This window comes from Streptomyces sp. NPDC051214 (assembly GCF_040682375.1).
GTDB lineage: Bacteria > Actinomycetota > Actinomycetes > Streptomycetales > Streptomycetaceae > Streptomyces.
In genome coordinates this window covers 432,371-451,700 of sequence record NZ_JBFBAT010000008.1, presented here as the reverse complement: position 1 = coordinate 451,700, position 19,330 = coordinate 432,371, and the positions used below count along the sequence as shown (strand labels likewise).

The window sequence follows — 19,330 nt, the reverse complement described above, 5'->3', positions numbered from 1 at the left end:
GCGCCAGTGGGAGTGACTTCGCCCGTGACAGCGACCGAGCAGCCGCCACCTACCGAGCGGGACGTCTTCGAGTACGCCCTGGTGCGCGTGGTGCCGCGCGTGGAGCGCGGCGAGCAGTTCAACGCGGGCGTGGTCGTCTACTGCCGGGCGAAGTCCTTCGTGGCCGCCCGCACGCATCTCGACGAGGGCAAGCTGCGGGCCCTGGACCCCGAGGCCGACCTCGGCGGCATCAGGGCGGCGCTCGGCGCCGTCGAGCGGATCTGTGCCGGAGGCGAGGGGGCGGGTCAGGCCGAGCGGGACGACGCCGGGCGGCGCTTTCGGTGGCTGATCGCGCCGCGCTCGACGGTCGTACAGCCGGGGCCGGTGCACACGGGCCTGACGGCGGATCCTGCCGCAGAGGTGGACCGACTCCTCGACCTACTGGTGAGGTAAAGAATCACAGGCCCCAGTGTGCCGTTGACACCGGGTGCCAGGGCTTCTAGCGTCTCGTTCAGCTGAAGGTACTAAGCGGTCGCTCACCATCGGGGCGTACCGTAGAGCCGCATCCCACAGGGCGAGGAGAACCAGCATGTCCACCACTGAGCAGCGCGTCGCGGTCGTGACCGGAGCAGCGCGAGGCATCGGCGCGGCGACCGCCGTGCGTCTGGCCGCCGAAGGCCGCGCCGTCGCGGTGATCGACCTCGACGAGGCCGCCTGCAAGGACACCGTCACGCAGATCACCGCTGCCGGTGGCAAGGCGATCGCCGTCGGCTGCGACGTGTCCGACGAGGCTCAGGTCGAGGCGGCCATCGCCCGGATCGCCGACGAGCTCGGCGCGCCCACGATCCTCGTGAACAACGCCGGTGTGCTCCGCGACAACCTCCTCTTCAAGATGAGCGCGAGCGACTGGGACACGGTCATGAACGTGCACCTGCGCGGCGCCTTCCTGATGTCGAAGGCCTGCCAGAAGCACATGGTGGACGCCAAGTTCGGCCGGATCGTGAACCTCTCCTCGTCCTCCGCGCTCGGCAACCGCGGCCAGGTGAACTACGCGGCGGCCAAGGCGGGCCTCCAGGGCTTCACCAAGACCCTCGCCAAGGAGCTCGGCAAGTTCGGCGTCACCGCCAACTCCGTGGCCCCCGGCTTCATCGTCACCGAGATGACCAAGGCCACCGCCGACCGCGTCGGCATGGGCTTCGAGGACTTCCAGGCCGCGGCCGCCACCCAGATCCCGGTGCAGCGCGTCGGCCGCCCCGACGACATCGCCAACGCCATCGCCTTCTTCACGGGCGACGCGGCGGGCTTCGTCTCGGGTCAGGTCATGTACGTGGCCGGCGGCCCGCTCAACTAGTTCTTCCCGGAGGGATGCGGAGATGACTGTGCAGGACAGTGGAAAGGCCGCGCTCATCACGGGCGCCAGCCGCGGAATCGGCTACGGCATCGCGGAGGCGCTCGTCGCCCGCGGTGACCGGGTGTGCATCACCGGACGCAACGAGGACGCGCTGAAGGAGGCCGTCGAGAAGCTCGGCGCCGACCGCGTCATCGGCGTCGCGGGCAAGGCCCACGACGAGGCCCACCAGGCGGTAGCCGTGGAGCGCGCCATGGAGGCCTTCGGGCGGGTCGACTTCTTGATCAACAACGCCGGCACGAACCCGGTGTTCGGGCCGATGGCCGAGCTCGACCTCAATGTGGCACGGAAGGTCTTCGAGACCAACGTGATCTCGGCGCTCGGCTTCGCCCAGCAGACCTGGAAGGCCTGGCAGAGCGAGAACGGCGGCGCGATCGTGAATATCGCCTCCGTCGCGGGCGTCGCCCCCTCGCCGTTCATCGGCGCGTACGGCATGAGCAAGGCAGCCATGGTCAACCTCACCCTGCAGCTCGCGCACGAGTTCGCGCCCAAGGTGCGGGTCAACTCGATCGCGCCCGCCGTGGTCAAGACCAAGTTCGCCCAGGCGCTCTACGAGGGCCGCGAGGCGGAGGCCGCGGCCGCCTACCCCCTGGGGCGGCTGGGCGTGCCGGAGGACATCGGGGGCGCGGCCGCGTTCCTCACGTCCGGCCAGTCCGACTGGATCACGGGACAGACACTCGTGGTCGATGGCGGCATCTTCCTCAATGCGGGCGTCAGCTGACGAAGCCCCGGCAATCACCAGGTACGCCATCCAAAAGGGACGTACACCCGCATCAAGTGCCCCGTCGGCGCCGCAAGTTGGCCCGGCGGGGCATTGCGATATTGTCTCCCGACCCATGGCATGGCCGATCGAGGAGCGTGCGCGTGTTCAGTGAAGTTCGCCTGGTGGCGGCGGCGGGTCTCCGTGGCCTGGCCGGGCTGCCCCGCCGGGGCCTGCGGCCGGCCGCGGCGCTGGTGTCCATATCCCTGCTCTCGGGATGCGGAGTCTTCTCGTCGGACGAGTCCGACGAGGAACAGAAGATCACCGTCGGCACCATGAGTGCTCCCAGCACCCTCGATCCGGCCGCTGCCTGGGACAGCTCCTGGGAGCTGTACCGCAACGTCTTCCAGACGCTCCTCAGCTTCCCCAGCGGGGCGGCCGAGCCCGAGCCGGACGCGGCCGAGTCCTGCAAGTTCGCCGACGCGACGAACACCGTCTTCACCTGTGAGCTGCGCGAGGACCTCAAGTTCTCCGACGGCCACGCGCTCGACGCCAAGGCGGTCAAGTACACCTTCGACCGTATGCGGCGCATCGACGTGAAGGGCGGGCCCGCGGGTCTGCTCGGATCGCTCGACTCGGTCGAGACGAAGGGGGAGCGCACGGTCACGTTCCGGCTCAAGAAGCCGGACGCCACCTTCCCGTTCGTGCTCTCCACGCCCGCCATGTCGATCGTCGATCCGCGCGAGTACCCGGCGGACAAGCTCCGTGAGGGCTCGTCGATCGCGGGCTCGGGGCCCTACGCCCTGGAGTCGTACCAGGCAGGTGAGCGGGCGGAGCTGGTCAAGAACACGAACTACAAGGGCGCGGCCGACCGCAAGAACGACGCCGTCACGATCCGTTACTTCAAGAAGTCGGCCACCATGGTCGAAGCCCTGAAGAACAAGCAGATCGACGTCACCTTCCGCGGGCTCGCGGCCACGGACATCGTCGACATGCAGGCCAACAAGCACGCGCGCGAGGGAATCCAGCTCGTGGAGGGCTCGGGCACCGAGATCCGCTACCTGGTGTTCAACCCCGATGACCCGTGGGCCAAGAAGAAGCCGGTCCGCCAGGCCTTCGCCCAGGTCATCGACCGTCCGGCCATCGCCCACAAGATCTACCAGGACACCGTCGAGCCGCTGTACTCGATGGTCCCCCAGGGGCTCACCGGGCACGGCACGGGCTTCTTCGACGACTACGGGGACCCCAGCAACAGCAAGGCCGCGAACATCCTCAAGGGTGCGGGCATCAACGAACCCGTGCCGCTCACGCTCTGGTACACCACCGACCGCTACGGTTCGGCGACCGCCGGAGAGTTCGAGGAGATCAAGCGGCAGCTGGAGGGCTCGGGACTCTTCAAGATCACGCTCAAGAGCCGGCCCTGGACCGAGTTCGACGCGGGCACCAAGAAGCGCGAGTACCCGGTCTTCGGCCGTGGCTGGTTCCCCGACTTCCCTGACGCGGAGAACTTCATCGCGCCGTTCATCGGTGCGAAGAACGTGCTCAACACGCCCTACCCGGCTCCGGAGATCACCGACGAGGTGCTGCCGCGCTCGCGCCGTGAGGCCGACCGGGGCGCGGTGGCCGACGACTTCGAGCGGGCCCAGAGGCTGCTCGTGGACGACGCGCGGCTGCTGCCGCTGTGGCAGGGCAAGCAGTACATCATGGCGAGCGAGGAGATCGCGGGCGGCGAGCGCGCCCTCGACCCCTCGGCGATCATGATGATGTGGGAGCTGGAGCGCAAGACCAGCTGGTAGCCGGTCGCGGGAGTGCGCAGTGGGAAGCGGGCAGCGGGCAGCGAAGTGATTGTCAGTGGTCGCCGGTAGGTTCTGTGGTGAGAAGTGACCGCACACCGGAGGTTGTTGACGTGACCGACATCGCCATGCTGCCCGCGTCCTGGCGCGGAGTCCTCGGCGAGGAGCTGCAGAAGCCCTACTTCAAGGAGCTCACCGAGTTCGTCGAGCAACAGCGGGAGCAAGGCCCCGTCTACCCTCCGCGTGACGAGGTGTTCGCCGCGCTCGACGCGACGCCGTACGACCAGGTCAAGGTGCTCGTCCTCGGCCAGGACCCGTACCACGGCGAGGGACAGGGCCACGGCCTCTGCTTCTCCGTGCGGCCCGGCGTGAAGACCCCGCCCTCGCTGCGGAACATCTACAAGGAGATGAAGGAGGAGCTCGGCCACCCCGTGCCGGACAACGGCTATCTGATGCCGTGGGCCCAGCAGGGCGTCCTGCTCCTGAACGCGGTGCTCACGGTCCGCGCCGGAGAGGCCAACTCCCACAAGGGCAAGGGCTGGGAGAAGTTCACCGACGCGGTGATCCGCGCGGTCGCCGACCGCCCGGACCCCGCCGTCTTCGTCCTGTGGGGCAACTACGCCCAGAAGAAGCTGCCCCTCATCGACGAGGAGCGGCACGTGGTCGTGAAGGGCGCGCACCCCTCGCCGCTCTCCGCGAAGAAGTTCTTCGGCTCGCGCCCCTTCACGCAGATCGACGAGGCGGTGGCGGCGCAGGGACACGAGCCGATCGACTGGCGGATTCCGAACCTGGGCTGAGTGCTTTCCTGAGCCGAGTGCTTTCTGGGCCGTTCAGTTGATCTCGTAGGTGAGGGTGTACGGGACGGTGGTCTCGCCGTGTCGCGCAGTGAACGCGCCGGTGCCGGTGAGGCCCGTCAACTCCCCTGACCCCGAGCCGGGTTGCACGGTCAGGGCACAGGTGATGGTGCCGTCGGCGCCGAACGAGCCGCGCTGCTCCAGGACGAAGGAGCCCGCGCGGCCGTCGAGGGTGCCTTCGATGAACTCGTAGCCCACGAAGGCGCCGGTGGTCTCGTCGGCGTACACGAGCGTGTACTCGCAGGAGGTGCCGGTGGCCTCGATGGCGCCGGTGAAGTCGTTGGTCACGGCGGCGTGCGCGATGCGGGCGCCGCCCTCGGCTCCGGCGACCGGCTTCTCGTCCCAGTGGGAGAAGGTGAAGGTCCCCGTCCCTGTGGCTGAGGCGGTGGTAGCGGCTGCGGTCGTGGCTGCTGTGTTCGTCGTCATGTGAGGAGCCTGTCACCGGTACCTGACACCTTCTGTCAGGTACCGGTGCAGACTTGGTTCCATGCGCGCCGACCGTCTTCTCGCCCTGCTCCTGCTGCTCCAGAACCGGGGGCGCATGACCGCGCCCGAGCTCGCCGGGGAGCTCGAGGTCTCGGTGCGGACCGTCTACCGGGACGTGGAGGCCCTCGCCGCATCCGGTGTGCCCGTCTACGCCGAGCGGGGTCCGACGGGTGGCTTCCGGCTGATGGACGGCTACCGCACCCGGCTGACCGGCCTCACCGACGACGAGGCCGACTCCCTCGCCCTCGCCGGGATGCCGGCCGCCGCAGCCGATCTGGGCCTTGGGGCCGAACTGGTCACCGCACAGCTCAAGTTGGGGGCGGCGCTGCCGACCGGGCTCGGCGAGCGGTCGCGGCGGATCCAGGAGCGTTTCCACCTGGACGCGGAGGGCTGGTTCCGCGCGGCCGATCCGGCGCCGCTGTTGGCCGTGGTCGCCGACGCCGTGTGGCGGCGGCGTGTGCTGCGGGCGCACTACCGGCGGTGGGGCGGCGAAGTGCGGCGCGAACTGCACCCCTTGGGGCTCGTGCTCAAGGCGGGCAACTGGTATCTGGTGGCGTCCGCCGACGGCACCGTACGCACCTACCGGGTCTCACGGTTCCTGGAGGTGACGGCGACGGACGAGGACTCCGAGCGGCCCGCCGGGTTCGATCTGGCCGCCTACTGGGAGAGCGCGTCGCGCGACCTGCAGGCGCGTGTGCTGCAGGGGACGGCGCGGGTGCGGGTGACGCCGGCGGGGCTTCGGCTGCTGCCCGCGCTGTTCGGGGCGGCCGGGACACGGGCCGTGGAGGCGGCGGGCGAGCCGGACGCGGCGGGCCGAAGGGTGGTCGATCTGGAGGTCGAGACGCTGCCCGTGGCCGTGAGCGACCTGATCAGGCTCGGCCTGGAGGCGGAGGTGCTCGGCCCGCCCGAACTGCGCGCGGAGGTGGCGAGGACCGTCACCGGGCTGGCCCAGCGGTACGCGTGAGCGCCTCGCGGCCGATCGCGCCTGACCGTGATTGTCGGTGGGGCCGGATAGCGTCGAGAGCGGTGGGCACGATGGGCGTACGAGTGTGGAGGACCCGGTGGCGGAGCAGCAGGAGCAGGCGGCGGAAGACGCCATGATGACCCGGATCGGGCAGGCGGTCATGCTGCACCACGGGGGTGACCGTGAGGAGGCGCAGGTCCGCTTCCTCGGCCTGTGGTCGGAGATCGGCGAGGAGGGCGACCCGCTGCACCGCTGCACGCTTGCGCACTACATGGCGGACACACAGGAGGACCCCTCGGACGAACTGGCGTGGGATCTGCGGGCGTTGTCGGCGGCGGACGAGCTCACGGACGAGCGCCTGCACGAGCACCACGACTCCATCGCGGTCCGCGGCTTCTACCCCTCGCTGCACCTGAACCTGGCGGCGGACTACGCGAAGCTGGGGCGCCCCGAGGCGGCGCGCAACCACATCCGGCGGGCGCGTGGGGCGGTCGGGGCCTTGGGCGACGACGGGTACGGGGACGGGGTCAGGGCGGCCATCGGGAGGCTGGAGCTGCAGTTGGGGGAGGGCAGCGAGGTCGAGTGAGGCGGGGTGGGGGTTGGGGGCCGTGCGGTGAAGCGCGTGCGCCGGGTGCGTGAGGGTCAACGCCCGTAAGCCTTCTGGCAGATGACGGCCTCGGGGCTGCCCGGCTGCCAGCCCCCGTACTGCTTGCCGAGGGCGCAGAGGTCCGCGATCGTGGGCGCGGCGGCGTCGGGCAGAGCGGCGGGTTCGGCGACCTTGGGGCGCGGGGCGCGGCGCTGCGGGGGAGGGGCCGAGGGGCGCGCGCGGTCGGCCGTACGGGGCGGTGCGGCGGGGACGGTCGGTGCGGTGCCGGTGGCGCGGGGCGCCGGGGCGCGCGGGGTTTCGATGAGCTCCAGTGCCTCACGGGCGGGGGCTTCCACGACGCGCGGGCGGGAGTTGCCGTCGGCGCGGGGCGCCGGGGGCGGGGCGCTCGCGGCGGACGGTCCGGGCGCGGGGTGCCGCTCGACGCTCACACAGCCGGAGAGGGCGGTGACCGCCACGGAGGCCAGGACTGTGGCGGTGGTCGTGGTTCGGTGCATTCGCGCAACTCTGAGGGGTGGGGGGTGCTTTCGGCGAGGGAACGAGGGGAAGTTGGCCCGCATGGGTGAGTGCGCCTCTGGCCGGCGGGGGAACGGGCGTGGTGGGCGGCCCGGTGTCATGCCCGCCGGGTGCACCGACTGGCGCCTGGTGGTCCCCGCGCCCGGCCGCCCCTTCGAACCGCACGAGACCTGAGCCCACAGCGATGGCGGTGTCCGGGGCACCCATAGCTCAACGACGGCAGGATCTACGCGTACGCCACCGCCACCGTCCCCGAGGGCGGCCACAGCCCCGACGCCGAGCAGGCCATCGAGGACGCCGTCGTCCTGGCCCACCACGCGGAGCCGGCTGGCGACCTGGCCGCCGGGCTCGCCCGCCACAGCGCGGTACGGGTGCCGCGCACCACGTACGCGACGAGGTCATCGCCGCCGCCGGGCGCCTCGGCCCGGACCTGATCCTGCGGAGCTTCGCCTCCACCGCCGACTGGCGCCCGCCGCAGCAGCCGTATGCTGCGGGAGCGGAATGCGCACAGAGGTAGTGGACACAAAGGGGACAGTGGTGAAGGTCGGCTGTATCGGACTCGGTGACATCGCGCAAAAGGCGTACCTTCCGGTGCTCACCACCCTGCCCGGGGTCGAGCTGCACCTGCAGACGCGCACGCCCGCGACCCTGGCCCGCGTCGCGGGCACCCACCACATCCCCGAGGCGCGCTGCCACACCGACCTGGACGCGCTGCTCGCCCAGGGCATCGACGCCGCCTTCGTGCACGCCTCGACCGCCGCGCACCCGGAGATCGTGACGCGGCTGCTCGAAGCGGGCGTGGCCACGTACGTCGACAAGCCCCTGGCGTACGAACTCGCCGACTCGCAGCGGCTCGTGCGCCTGGCCGAGGAGCGCGGGGTCAGCCTCGCCGTCGGCTTCAACCGCCGCTTCGCGCCCGGCTACGCGCAGTGCGTCGAGCACCCGCGCGAGCTGATCCTGATGCAGAAGAACCGCGTCGGTCTGCCCGAGGACGTGCGCACGCTCGTCCTGGACGACTTCATCCACGTCGTGGACACCCTGCGCTTCCTGGCGCCGGGGCCGATCGACCACGTCGGCGTGCGCGCCCGCGTCCAGGACGGGCTCATGGAGCACGTCGTGCTGCAGCTCGCGGGGGACGGGTTCACCGCGATCGGCGTGATGAACCGGCTGAGCGGTTCCACCGAGGAGATCCTGGAGGTCTCCGGTCAGGACACCAAGCGCCAGGTGATCAACCTCGCCGAGGTCATCGACCACAAGGGCCAGCCCAGCGTGCGGCGGCGCGGCGACTGGGTGTCGGTGGCCCGCCAGCGCGGCATCGAGCAGGTGGTGCTCGCCTTCCTCGACGCCGTGCGCGCGGGCAAGGTGCTCAGCGCCCGGGATGCGCTGGCGACCCATGAGCTGTGCGAGCGTGTGGTCCGTGCGGCTCAGGAGCAGGCCGCCTGAGGCGACCCTTCGCGGGCCTTCGCAGGGCCCGCACGCCCTCGGCCGCACACAGCACCGCGAGCACGGCCAGGGCCGTGTGCACGGGCCAGTCGCCCAGCCTGACGTACGGCGTGACGCCCTCGGCCAGCGGAATGTCGTACGTCGACGTGGCGCTCGCCGCGGTGCCGAGCGGTGCTCCGACCCGCTCGCCGCCCGCGCCGTACACCGCGGAGACGCCGGTGAGCGTGGCGTGCACCATGGGGCGGCCGGTCTCGGCGGCGCGCACCGCCGCGAGCGACGCGTGCTGCTCGGGCGCCCAACTGGACTGGAACGTCGAGGTGGACGACTGCGCGAGCAGCAACTGGGCGCCCTCACGCGTCAGATGACGGCTCATGTCGGGGAACGCCGACTCGAAGCACACCAGCGGGCCGACCTTCAGGCCGCCCCCCACGTCCATCACCACCGGACGCTCGCCGCGCCTGCGGTCCTCGCCCGCCGCCTTGCCCACGGACGTCGCCCAGCCCAGGAGCGAGCGAGCGGGGACGTACTCGCCGAAGGGGACGAGCCGCATCTTGTCGTAGCGGTCGCCGGTCGGGCCCTGGGGGCCCACCAGGACGGAGCTCTTGAAGATGCCGGGCCGGTCGGAGCGGCGCGCGTCCACGTTCACCAGGATGTCCGCGCCGACCTCGCGGGACAGCGCGGCTATCCGCCGGGCGACGTCGGGGCGCTCCGCGAGGTCGTACCCGACGCTGCTCTCGCCCCAGACGACGAGGTCCAGGTCCTGCCCCGCCAGGCCGCGGGTCAGTTCCTCCTCGCGCGCGAGGCGCTTGTCGGCGCCGCCCACCCCGTCGATGACGCCCGGCTGGACGACGGCCACGCGCATCCGGCCGGAGGCTTCGGGGCGCGGGGCCCACGCCCAGGCGGAGGTGGTCACGGCGGCCACGGCCACGAGACCGGCGGTGGCGGGGATGACCTTGGCGACGGAGGTGCGGGCCGGTTTCGACGGGCGGACGGCGTGGGCCGGGGCGAGCGTCACGACGAGTGCCGCGACGGCGGTGTTCGTGGCGACGAGCAGGGCGCTGACCAGCCACACCCCGCCCACCGACATCAGCCGCAGGGCGGGTTCGACCTGCCACTGACTGGAGCCGAGCAGCCCCCACGGGCCGCCGAGGCCCTCCCATGACCTGACCAGTTCCACCATCAGCCAGCCGGACGGCAGGACGACCAGCGCGGCCGCGGTGCGCCCCGGTGTGGGCACCCCGCCGAGCAGGCGCCGTACGAGCCAGCCCCACGGCGCCCACAACAGGCCGAGGAGCGCGGCGATGACGAGGGTGAACACGTGGAGGCTCGGCAGCAGCCAGTGATGCACCGCCACCATGAACCCCAGGCCGCCGAGCCATCCGTCGATCGCCGCCCTGCGCCCGGTGCCCGCCGAGCGTGCCAGCAGGATCCAGGGCACGAGCGCGACGTACGCGAACCACCAGAGCGACGGTGCGGGGAACGCGAGGGCCGGAAGCGCGCCGACGGCGACCGCGATGACGCCACGCCAACGGGCCGACGCGAGCAGCCCCGCCGCCGGAGCGGCCGTGAGGCGTGGCCGCCGCGGGTCCCGGTCGTCGCGGAGTGGTTCCATGCAGCGCCTCCCTCGGTCCCCGACGCCCGGTCGTCCCTCCAGTGTGCGCGCCCCGGACGATCTAGGACAGTGCGCCTGTCACGCGTTTTCCGGACCGCTTTCCTGGTGTTTCTCCCGGCCGTTTCCCGGTTCGCTCTCCTAGCCGGACGGGTGGCTCGCGGACCGCTGCGTCATCTGGCGCCACTTCTCCTGCACGGTCACCTGACTCAGCCGCCAGCCCTGCTCCGTACGCAGGGCCGTGAAGGCGTAGCGGCCACCGCATATGAAGTCCGGCGCCGAGGATTCCGTGCCGCCTTCGCCTTTCTCCCCGGCCTCGCCCTTCTCTCCGGCCTCGCCCGAGGCGAAACGCATGGGGTTCACATAGTCGGCCTGGACCTGCGCCACGTCACCGACGTCCTGGTCGAGTGTCCCGAACCGCAGCCTCCGGTTGACGATCAGATGCTGCCGCATCGGGAAGAGCCGCATCGTCTGGGCCAGCCATACGGCCACCTCCGCGGCGCTCGCGTCCACACCGCCCGCCGAGCTGTAGTCGGCGCGGCCGTCCGGGGTGAAGAGCCTTTGGTAGGCGTCCCAGTCGCCGTCGTCGACGGTCACTGCGTACTCGGTGATGAGGGAGTCGATGGCCAACCGGTCCATCACGGCGGCGAGTTCCACGCGCTGCGTCATCGGGTCAGTGTTGGGCACGGGGGGTGTGCAGCCAAGAGGCGTGCAGGAACGTGCCGGAAGGTGTGCGGGCACGTGGCGCGCGTGTTGCCGTCAGAAGGGGGTCGAAGACGGGCCAACTGCCTTACCATGCACGGCAGTTCTCATTCCGTGCACGGTCCGTCGAAGCAGGCAGGAACACTCCGAGCTGGGAGACCCGGTGAAGAACGAGCAGCGCATAGCGGCGTACAAACGGCAGGGCAACCGCAAGGAACTCACGGGGCGGCAGAAGCGCCGCGTGGCGAGGAAGGCGCGCCAGGGCAAGGGCTGACGCGGCAACCGTTGACGGCGGGGGCGTGTCGCGGCGACAGTACGGCACATGAGCCCGCGCGCCCGCGGCGTACTGATCGACGTCGGTGGTGTGCTCGTCCGCGAGTACCTGCCCGCCGTCGCGGCGGCCTGGGGCAGGCGTCTCGGCCTCGCGCCCACCGCCTTCATGGCCGCCCTGTACGAGGGAAACGATTCCGGGGTCCTCATCGGCCGCGTCAGTGAGGACGCCTGGTGGGAGACCGTCCGGGAGCGGCTGCGCACGGGACCGGACGTGATCGCCGAGCTGCGCCGGGACCTGGCGGCCAGGGAGAGCTGGGACGAGGAGCTCGTGGCGTGCCTGCGGGACCTGCGGAAGCAGGGCGTCCGCACGGCCGTGGTCAGCAACACCTGGCCCGGTCTGCGCGAGCGGATGGAGGAGGGCGGTCTGACGGACATCGCCGACCGCCTCGTCCTGTCCTGCGAGGTCGGATGCGCCAAGCCGGACCGGCGGATCTATGAGATCGCACTGCGGCTGCTCGCCGTCGAGCCCGCGCGGGCTCTGTTCATCGACGACACCTCCGGCAATGTGGCGGCGGCGCGGGCGCTGGGGACGGCAGGTCACGTACACACCGAGACGGCGCAAACCCTCGCTCGTATACGGGAGTTCACCTCTCAGGGGTGAGGGCCGTCAGGGCTGGGGACCCGCGCTAGGCCGCCTTGACGACCTCTTCGCGCACGGCGGCAGCCCATTCGGTGACCAACTGCTCGTACTCACGGCGCTGTTCGGCCGAGAGACGTCCGCCGGCGCGCATCCACAGACCGCGGATCCGCTCGTTCAGTTCCGCGGCAGACCGTGCGGAACCAAGGGGCTGAGGGGTTAAGGGCATGCGTCAAGCCTAGGGGATGCCTACGACAATCGGAACTCTCAGCTACCGTTCACCTCCTCCAAGTGAGCGGATGCACAGCGAAGCGGCCCGTCGCTCGGCGTCACCCGTACGGCGCATCACCGCACCGCCCCGGGTCGTGACCCCTGATATCCAGGGGAGAAGGGACGCGCCGGAAGCCGCGCGCCGTGGGGGATTCATCGCCCTGACGCCGTAGTGGCGGCCGGGGCCCACCGAGTGGAGGACCACTCATGTCTCAGTACATAAGTCTCTCCGTGGACTTCACCCAAGGCCTCAACGACGCCTGGTCGAAGGTCGCCCAGTTCGTGCCGAAGCTGATCGGCTTCCTGGTCGTCCTGGTCATCGGCTGGTTCGTGTCCAAGATGATCGCGCGGGTCCTGGACCGGGTCCTGCGCAAGGTCGGCTCGGAGAAGCTCGCCGAACGGGCGGGCGCGTCCCGCATGCTGGCGAACTCCAAGTACGACATGACGGGGATCGTCTGCAAGGTCATCTACTTCGCCCTGCTCCTGATCACCCTGCAGCTGGGCTTCGGTGTCTTCGGCAGCAACCCGGTCTCCACGATGCTCGACGGCATCGTCTCCTGGATCCCGCGCGGCGTCGTCGCCATCGTCCTGATGGTCGTCGCCATGGCGGTCGCCAACATCGTGCGCGACATCGTCACCAGCGCCCTGTCCTCGATGTCGTACGGGAAGACCGTCGGCACGATCGCGTGGGCCTGCATCGTGGCCCTCGGCGTGTTCGCGGCCCTCGGCCAGGCGGGCATCGCCACCACGGTCACCCAGCCGGTGCTCTACGCGGCCCTGGCGGCCGGTGCCGGAATCCTGATCGTCGGCGTGGGCGGTGGCCTCATCGGCCCGATGCGGCAGCGCTGGGAGCGCTGGCTGAACACGGCCGAGCAGGAGACGGCCAAGGCCCGGGGCAGCGTCAGCGCCTACCAGGCCGGGCGTCAGGACGCGATGAGCAACCAGCCCGTGCAGGAGCGCACGCGTCCCGGCATGGGCTCGGAGACGGGCAGCCACCTGCGTGACGACGACATGCGTGACGGCATGTGACCGTTCCGGGTCCTGAAGGCCGTCCTCGGACCGCCTCAGGCCCCGGAGGACTCCGGCACCAGGTCGTGCCGCCTCACCAGCCAGGAGATGGCGGTGAGGCGGCACACCGCGTAGTCGTGGCCCACCGGCTCCCGCCACCCGTTCTCGGCCAGCGCGTCGAGGAACCCCAGGGCGTAGTCCGAGAGGATCTCCGGGTCCGGCGCCGGCGGCACGAGCCCGGCCCCGCCCATCTCGAGCCGGTCCCGCAGCTCCGCGACGTGCTGGTCCACGGCGGCCGTGAATCCGGGCTCGAAGGCGAACTCGGCGAAGCGCGGGGCGTACGAGGCGCTGATGCGGGCGAGGGGCGACATCCCTTCACCGTAGGACGGCCAAACCCTCCTGAAGAGGGTCTTTCGGCATGCCATTGGTCACAACGCCCGCCCGCTGGTCGCACGTCCCGTCTTCTGGTCACAAGGACCCGGTCACCTTGTCCAGCACGCCCCTGGCGTCGCGCCCGGCGTTGCGGGCGGCCCGCCGTCCGGACTCCGCCGCGCCACGGCCGCGATGGGCGCCGGACTTCACGGCGGAGCGGCCACGGGTGGCGCCGGACTTGGCGGCGCTGCGGCCGCGGTACGCGAGGGAGGGCTTGCCGTGGGTGTCGGCCGCCGCGAGCAGCAGGCCGCCGAGCAGGGAGAGGTTCTTGATGAACTGGGTGCGCTGAGCGGCGCGGCGCTCCGGGTCCTTCTCCTTCCACCAGGCGTGCCCGGCCAGCGTCGTGGGCACGAGGGACCCGGCAAGCGCCAGCGCGGCGACCCGGGGCACCCGCCCGGTGGCCAGCATCGCGCCGGCACCGAGCTGCACCGCACCGTTGATGCGGACCAGGCGTTCGGGGTCCTCCGGCAGCCGGGGAATCCTGGAGCCCAGCGGAACCGCGACAGGCTCCGCCGCCGGAGCCACGCGCTTGGGGTTCCGGAGGGTACTGAATCCTCCCGACAGGAAGACCGAGGCGAGCAACGGGCGTGCGCATTTCCTGAGAACAGCCATGCCATCCGGCTTCCCCCGATACGGGGTGTCAGTCAGCGCCCGGCGCTATCCCGCCGACTCTCCCGCGTGCGGGCTGAGCGCACCCGCGCCGACCAGGGCGAACAGCACGATGCCGAGGATGATCCGGTAGTACACGAACGGCATGAAGGACTTGGTGGTGATGAACTTCATGAACCACGCAATTACGGCATAACCGACAACGAATGCGACGATCGTTGCGAAGATCGTCGGGCCCCAGGAGACATGGCCGCCCTCGCCCGCGTCCTTGAGCTCGAAGACGCCGGAGGCGAGGACCGCCGGGATGGCGAGCAGGAACGAGTAGCGGGCCGCCGCCTCGCGGGTGTAGCCCATGAGCAGGCCGCCGCTGATGGTGGCGCCGGAGCGGGAGACGCCCGGGATCAGGGCCATCGCCTGGCACATGCCGAAGATCAGGCCGTCGCGGACGCCCAGCTCCTTCAGGCTCTTGCGCTCCTTGACGGCGCGGTGCTTGCCGCCGGTCTCGTCGCGGGCCGCCAGACGGTCGGCGATGCCGAGGACGATGCCCATCACGATCAGCGTCGTGGCGATGAGCCGCAGGTCGCGGAACGGGCCCTCGATCTGGTCCTTGAAGGTGACGCCGAGGACGCCGATCGGGATGGAGCCGACGATGACGAGCCAGCCCATCTGCGCGTCGTGGTCCGAGCGTGGCACCTTGCCGAAGAGGGAGCCGGTCCACGCGGAGATGATCCGCGCGATGTCCTTGCGGAAGTAGATCAGCACGGCGGCCTCGGTGCCGATCTGGGTGATCGCGGTGAACGCGGCTCCCGGATCGTGCCAGCCCGCGAACGCCGCGGTCAGCCGCAGATGCGCGCTGGACGAGATCGGGAGGAACTCGGTCAGTCCCTGGACGAGCCCGAGGATGAAGGATTCAAGCCAAGACATGGAAACTGCGCCGTCCAAGTACGGATCATGGGCTGCGGGTGCGGTCATGTGACGGGACACGGGAGGTGTGCGGGCGAGGGGTGATCACTCCCCTGCCGTGGGGCAGCGTAGCGTCACTTGGTTACGAGACCGCCGGAGGGCCGCCGCCCGGTGTTCGCCGTCTGTCGGCGCCCTACCGGTTGCGCAGGTGGTGGCGCTTGCACCACGCCACGACCGCGCCCGCGAGGCCCGTCACCGCGATGAAGCCCATCGCGACGAGGAAGACCGGCGACGTCGGCGTCGAAGCGCGGGCGCCCGCGATGACGTACGCGGCGGTGTTCGGGATCGACCCCAGGCCGGTGGCGAGCAGGAACGGCAGCCATCCCATGCGGGACACCGACGCGCAGTAGTTGGCCGCCGCGAACGGCACCCCGGGGAACAGCCGCGCCGCCAGCATCGAGCGGAAGCCGTGCCTGCTCAACTGCCCGTCGGCCGCCTTCAGCCAGCGCCCCCGGAGCAGCGGACGCAGCGCGTCCTGCCCCAGCATCCTGCCGAGCCCGAAGGCGATCCCGGAGCCGAGGACCGTGCCCGCGATGGCCGCGGTGAGGCCCAACTGCGACCCGAACAGGGCGCCTGCCGCCAGATTGAGCAACGGACGCGGCACGAACGCCGTGGTGCACAGGCCGTACGCGACGGCGAAGACCACGACGGCGGCGGCGCCGCCGAGTTGCGCGGGCCAGCCGTCGGACAGGATGCGTTGTGGCTCGAAGAGCAGGACACACGTCCCGGCGGCCGCGAGCAGCGCCACCAGCAGCGACAGCCGCGACCACGGCGAGAACAGCACCCTGGTGCAGCGCTCGGCGAAGCCTTGCGGACGGACGGCGGCTGAGTCGAACATCCGGGGAGACTAACCGACAAATGTGTGTGATCGCCGTAGGGGACGTCTCACGGGCGTCACAGTTCTAGGGTGCGTCCATGAGTGTCACCGTCCCGCACAGCGACTTGGCCGACACCGTCATGGCACGGCTCACCGCCGCCTACACGACGCCGGCCGATCCCGAGTGGGCCTCGCGGGCACAGGCGTACATAAGGAATGTCGCCCCCTTCCTCGGCCTGCCCACGCCGTTGCGCCGCCGGCTGTCCCGCACGGTGCTCGCCGGGCTCCCGCGCCCCGACGCGACCGACTGCGCGGCGATCGCGTTGCGCTGCTGGGAACTTCCGGAGCGCGAGTACGCCTACTTCGCCGTGGACTATCTGCGCCGCCATGTGACACGCCTTCCCTCGGACTTCCTCCCGGTCGTGCGCCATCTCGTGACGACGGTCTCGTGGTGGGACACGGTCGACGCGCTCGCTGCGCATGTCGTGGGCGGTCTGGTCGCCGCCGACCCGGGGCTTCGGACCGAGATGGACGCCTGGATCGAGGACGAGGACCTGTGGGTGGCCCGCACCGCCCTCCTCCACCAGCTCCGGTACAAGGACGCCACCGACACCGAACGCCTCTTCGGTTACTGCGTACGCCAGTCGGGGCACCCCGACTTCTTCATCCGCAAGGCCATCGGCTGGTGCCTGCGGGAGTACGCCAAGACCGATCCGGACGCCGTACGGGCCTTCGTCGAGCGGGAGCGCGGGCGCCTCGCGCCGCTCTCGGTGCGCGAGGCCCTGAAGAACCTCTGAGCGCACCGGACTTCACGGGCCGCTCCCGTCACGAGCCCGTCGCGTGCCCGCCGCGAGCCCGTCGCGATCCCGGCGAAAACCATTCGACGAACCCCTGCCCGTCGGCAATGATCTGCGACATGTTCCGGTACGCCTTTCCCGCAGACACGTCCGCAGTCGCGGACGTCGCGAAGGCTGCCGTTTTCCACTTCGCAGCATTTCCTGTCGACGGCGCCCGACGCTGACCCTCCCCGGACACTCCGGCGGACCCCAAAGGGGGAGGGTCGGTCCGGCCCCGGGGTCCCCGTCCCGAGTGTGCACGCGACGACGTGCGCCCAGGACTTCAGCTTTCGAGTTCCGGAGAAGGAACCGCCATGTCCAAGACGGCATACGTCCGCACGAAACCGCATCTCAACATCGGCACGATGGGCCACGTCGACCACGGCAAGACCACCCTGACCGCCGCCATCACCAAGGTCCTCAGCGAGCGCGGCACCGGCACGTTCGTGCCCTTCGACCGCATCGACCGCGCCCCCGAGGAGGCGCAGCGCGGCATCACCATCAACATCGCGCACGTCGAGTACGAGACCGACACCCGGCACTACGCGCACGTGGACATGCCGGGCCACGCCGACTACATCAAGAACATGGTCACCGGCGCCGCGCAGCTCGACGGGGCGATCCTCGTCGTCTCCGCGCTCGACGGGATCATGCCGCAGACCGCCGAGCACGTCCTGCTCGCCCGCCAGGTCGGCGTCGACCACATCGTCGTCGCGCTCAACAAGGCCGACGCGGGTGACGAGGAGCTCATCGACCTCGTCGAGCTTGAGGTGCGGGACCTGCTCTCCGCGCACGGGTACGGGGGCGACTCCGTCCCCGTCGTACGAGTGTCGGGGCTGAAGGCGCTGGAGGGCGACCCGCGGTGGGCCGCCGCCATCGAGGCGCTGCTCGACGCGGTGGACACCTATGTGCCCATGCCCGAGCGGTACGTCGACGCGCCCTTTCTCCTCTCCGTGGAGAACGTGCTCACCATCACCGGACGCGGCACCGTCGTCACCGGAGCCGTGGAGCGCGGCACCGTGCGGATCGGTGACCGCGTGGAGGTGCTCGGCGCGGAGACCGAGACCGTCGTCACCGGCCTCGAGACCTTCGGCAAGCCCATGGAGTCCGCGCAGGCGGGCGACAACGTGGCGCTGCTCCTGCGCGGGGTGCCACGCGACGCCGTACGCCGCGGGCATGTCGTCGCGGAGCCGGGCAGCGTCAGTCCGAGCCGCCGCTTCACCGCGCAGGTGTACGTCCTGTCGACCAAGGAGGGTGGCAGGTCGACGCCGATCGCGACCGGCTACCGGCCGCAGTTCTACGTCCGTACCGCGGACGTGGTCGGCGACGTCGACCTCGGCGATGCCGCCGTCGCCCGGCCCGGCGACACCGTCACCATGACGGTCGAGCTCGGCCGCGACATGCCCTTGGAGACGGGCCTCGGCTTCGCCATCCGCGAGGGCGGCCGGACCGTCGGCGCGGGCACGGTGACCGAGGTCGGCTGACGTCCGGTGCCCGCCTCCCGCGGGGGACCCACCCCCGGGGGAGGCGGGCACAATGGAGCGGTGACTGAGGACGAACGCGCGGACGAGGCCATGGCCGTCATCAAGGCCGTCGACCACGGCACCGCCAAGCTGATGCCGGACGTGGACCGGCCGCGCGCCTGGCTGCTCACGGTCGACGGAGCGCCCCAGTCGTACGTCGACCTGGACGCGCCCACCCACCTGGAGTTCGAGTACGCGCAGCGCCTCGCGCACGTCATCGACACCGCCGATGACTCCGACCGCCCGCTGGATGTGCTCCACCTCGGCGGCGGCGCGCTCACCCTGCCCCGCTATGTCGCCGCGACCCGGCCCGGTTCGCGGCAGGACGTGGTGGAGGCGGACCGGGGGCTGCTCGAACTGGTCACCGAACGGCTGCCGTTGCCCGACGGCTCCGGGATCACCGTGCACGGCGCGGACGCCCGGCAGTGGCTGGAGGCGGCGGCTCCCGACAGCGCCGACGTCCTGGTGGCCGATGTGTTCGGCGGCTCGCGAGTGCCCGCCCATCTGACGACGGTGGCCTACGCGCGTGCCGCGGACCGGGTGCTGCGCGGGGGCGGCCTCTACGCGGCGAACCTCGCCGACGGTGCGCCCTTCGGCTTCCTGCGCTCCCAACTCGCCACCTTCGCCGAGGTGTTCGGGCAGGTCGCGCTGATCGCCGAGCCGGCCGTGCTGCGCGGCCGCCGCTTCGGCAACGCGGTCCTCGTCGCCTCGCACGAGCCCATCGACATCGAGGCACTGTCCCGGCGAACAGCGGCCGACGTCTTCCCGGCACGCGTAGAACACGGCGCCGCACTACGCCTGTTCACCGCCGACGCGAAGCCGGTACGGGACGAGGACGCGGTGGCTTCACCTGAGCCGCCGGGCGGGGCTTTCAGTGTTGGTTGAGGCTTGATCGCGGGGGGAG

At 71.0% G+C, this 19,330-nt stretch carries 22 protein-coding genes; 13 read left to right on the top strand and 9 right to left on the bottom strand.

Going from position 1 to position 19,330, the window contains the following annotated elements; genetic code table 11:
- The first annotated feature begins 24 nt into the window (after window positions 1–24).
- The 5 genes from AB0M70_RS23490 to ung all read left to right on the top strand — a co-directional run bounded on the left by AB0M70_RS23490 (window position 25) and on the right by ung (window position 4,677).
- Complete coding sequence (locus AB0M70_RS23490; RefSeq protein ID WP_365822298.1) at window positions 25–432, top strand: DUF3037 domain-containing protein; 408 nt, start codon at window positions 25–27, stop codon at window positions 430–432.
- A 136-nt stretch (window positions 433–568) separates the two neighbouring features.
- Entirely contained in the window at window positions 569–1,330 is a 762-nt protein-coding gene (fabG, locus tag AB0M70_RS23485) for a 3-oxoacyl-ACP reductase FabG (RefSeq protein WP_363213489.1), read from the top strand.
- A 22-nt stretch (window positions 1,331–1,352) separates the two neighbouring features.
- Window positions 1,353–2,108: an SDR family oxidoreductase gene (locus AB0M70_RS23480; protein ID WP_363213490.1), complete on the top strand. Its 756-nt coding sequence runs from the start codon at window positions 1,353–1,355 to the stop codon at window positions 2,106–2,108.
- A gap of 188 nt (window positions 2,109–2,296) precedes the next feature.
- On the top strand, window positions 2,297–3,883 hold the full coding sequence (locus tag AB0M70_RS23475) for an ABC transporter substrate-binding protein (RefSeq protein ID WP_365822413.1): 1,587 nt from the start codon (window positions 2,297–2,299) through the stop codon (window positions 3,881–3,883).
- 110 nt (window positions 3,884–3,993) lie between these two features.
- Complete coding sequence (gene ung / locus AB0M70_RS23470) at window positions 3,994–4,677, top strand: uracil-DNA glycosylase (RefSeq protein WP_365822295.1); 684 nt, start codon at window positions 3,994–3,996, stop codon at window positions 4,675–4,677.
- A 33-nt stretch (window positions 4,678–4,710) separates the two neighbouring features.
- Here the strand turns inward: ung and AB0M70_RS23465 are convergent, their stop codons facing one another.
- Complete coding sequence (locus AB0M70_RS23465; protein ID WP_365822293.1) at window positions 4,711–5,160, bottom strand: DUF3224 domain-containing protein; 450 nt, start codon at window positions 5,158–5,160, stop codon at window positions 4,711–4,713.
- Window positions 5,161–5,221: 61 nt separating this feature from the next.
- Here AB0M70_RS23465 and AB0M70_RS23460 point away from each other — a divergent pair, with 61 nt between their 5' ends.
- Window positions 5,222–6,184: a transcriptional regulator gene (locus AB0M70_RS23460; protein WP_365822291.1), complete on the top strand. Its 963-nt coding sequence runs from the start codon at window positions 5,222–5,224 to the stop codon at window positions 6,182–6,184.
- Between the two features lie 97 nt (window positions 6,185–6,281).
- Window positions 6,282–6,770 carry a hypothetical protein gene (locus AB0M70_RS23455; RefSeq protein WP_365822289.1) on the top strand — a complete coding sequence of 163 codons (489 nt, stop codon included), beginning with the start codon at window positions 6,282–6,284 and terminating at the stop codon, window positions 6,768–6,770.
- A 56-nt stretch (window positions 6,771–6,826) separates the two neighbouring features.
- Here AB0M70_RS23455 and AB0M70_RS23450 read toward each other — a convergent pair whose 3' ends face one another.
- Entirely contained in the window at window positions 6,827–7,285 is a 459-nt protein-coding gene (locus AB0M70_RS23450; protein WP_365822287.1) for a hypothetical protein, read from the bottom strand.
- Between the two features lie 556 nt (window positions 7,286–7,841).
- Between AB0M70_RS23450 and AB0M70_RS23445 the strand changes: the two genes are divergently transcribed.
- Window positions 7,842–8,747: a Gfo/Idh/MocA family oxidoreductase gene (locus AB0M70_RS23445; protein WP_365822411.1), complete on the top strand. Its 906-nt coding sequence runs from the start codon at window positions 7,842–7,844 to the stop codon at window positions 8,745–8,747.
- Here AB0M70_RS23445 and lnt read toward each other — a convergent pair.
- Window positions 8,671–10,359, bottom strand: a complete 1,689-nt coding sequence (lnt, locus tag AB0M70_RS23440) for an apolipoprotein N-acyltransferase (RefSeq protein ID WP_365822285.1) — start codon at window positions 10,357–10,359, stop codon at window positions 8,671–8,673. The genes AB0M70_RS23445 and lnt overlap by 77 nt on opposite strands.
- 138 nt (window positions 10,360–10,497) lie before the next feature.
- Window positions 10,498–11,025: a nuclear transport factor 2 family protein gene (locus tag AB0M70_RS23435; RefSeq protein WP_365822283.1), complete on the bottom strand. Its 528-nt coding sequence runs from the start codon at window positions 11,023–11,025 to the stop codon at window positions 10,498–10,500.
- 355 nt (window positions 11,026–11,380) lie between these two features.
- Here AB0M70_RS23435 and AB0M70_RS23430 point away from each other — a divergent pair, with 355 nt between their 5' ends.
- Window positions 11,381–11,992: an HAD family phosphatase gene (locus AB0M70_RS23430; protein WP_365822281.1), complete on the top strand. Its 612-nt coding sequence runs from the start codon at window positions 11,381–11,383 to the stop codon at window positions 11,990–11,992.
- 25 nt (window positions 11,993–12,017) lie between these two features.
- On the opposite strand, the gene AB0M70_RS23425 is transcribed toward AB0M70_RS23430, so the two are convergent.
- The gene (locus tag AB0M70_RS23425) at window positions 12,018–12,197 is read right to left on the bottom strand and encodes a hypothetical protein (RefSeq protein WP_365822279.1); all 180 of its coding nucleotides are present in this window, start codon (window positions 12,195–12,197) and stop codon (window positions 12,018–12,020) included.
- Window positions 12,198–12,445: 248 nt separating this feature from the next.
- Here AB0M70_RS23425 and AB0M70_RS23420 point away from each other — a divergent pair, with 248 nt between their 5' ends.
- Window positions 12,446–13,267 carry a hypothetical protein gene (locus AB0M70_RS23420; RefSeq protein ID WP_365822277.1) on the top strand — a complete coding sequence of 274 codons (822 nt, stop codon included), beginning with the start codon at window positions 12,446–12,448 and terminating at the stop codon, window positions 13,265–13,267.
- 35 nt (window positions 13,268–13,302) lie between these two features.
- Here AB0M70_RS23420 and AB0M70_RS23415 read toward each other — a convergent pair whose 3' ends face one another.
- The 4 genes from AB0M70_RS23415 to AB0M70_RS23400 all read right to left on the bottom strand — a co-directional run bounded on the left by AB0M70_RS23415 (window position 13,303) and on the right by AB0M70_RS23400 (window position 16,088).
- Window positions 13,303–13,617, bottom strand: coding sequence for a DUF6401 family natural product biosynthesis protein (locus tag AB0M70_RS23415; protein ID WP_365822275.1), 315 nt, complete (start codon window positions 13,615–13,617; stop codon window positions 13,303–13,305).
- Window positions 13,618–13,714: 97 nt separating this feature from the next.
- Window positions 13,715–14,290, bottom strand: coding sequence for a DoxX family protein (locus AB0M70_RS23410; protein ID WP_365822273.1), 576 nt, complete (start codon window positions 14,288–14,290; stop codon window positions 13,715–13,717).
- A gap of 45 nt (window positions 14,291–14,335) precedes the next feature.
- Complete coding sequence (locus AB0M70_RS23405) at window positions 14,336–15,211, bottom strand: undecaprenyl-diphosphate phosphatase (RefSeq protein WP_365822271.1); 876 nt, start codon at window positions 15,209–15,211, stop codon at window positions 14,336–14,338.
- A gap of 172 nt (window positions 15,212–15,383) precedes the next feature.
- Window positions 15,384–16,088 (bottom strand): TVP38/TMEM64 family protein, encoded by a 705-nt coding sequence (locus AB0M70_RS23400; RefSeq protein ID WP_365822269.1) that lies wholly within the window; start codon window positions 16,086–16,088, stop codon window positions 15,384–15,386.
- Window positions 16,089–16,165: 77 nt separating this feature from the next.
- Between AB0M70_RS23400 and AB0M70_RS23395 the strand changes: the two genes are divergently transcribed.
- From AB0M70_RS23395 to AB0M70_RS23385, 3 genes are all read left to right on the top strand, one after another.
- A complete protein-coding gene (locus AB0M70_RS23395) occupies window positions 16,166–16,864 on the top strand; it encodes a DNA alkylation repair protein (RefSeq protein ID WP_365822267.1) in 699 nt (232 codons plus the stop codon).
- A 353-nt stretch (window positions 16,865–17,217) separates the two neighbouring features.
- The gene (gene tuf / locus AB0M70_RS23390) at window positions 17,218–18,387 is read left to right on the top strand and encodes an elongation factor Tu (RefSeq protein WP_365822265.1); all 1,170 of its coding nucleotides are present in this window, start codon (window positions 17,218–17,220) and stop codon (window positions 18,385–18,387) included.
- A gap of 90 nt (window positions 18,388–18,477) precedes the next feature.
- Entirely contained in the window at window positions 18,478–19,311 is an 834-nt protein-coding gene (locus tag AB0M70_RS23385) for a fused MFS/spermidine synthase (RefSeq protein ID WP_365822409.1), read from the top strand.
- Window positions 19,312–19,330 lie beyond the last annotated feature (19 nt).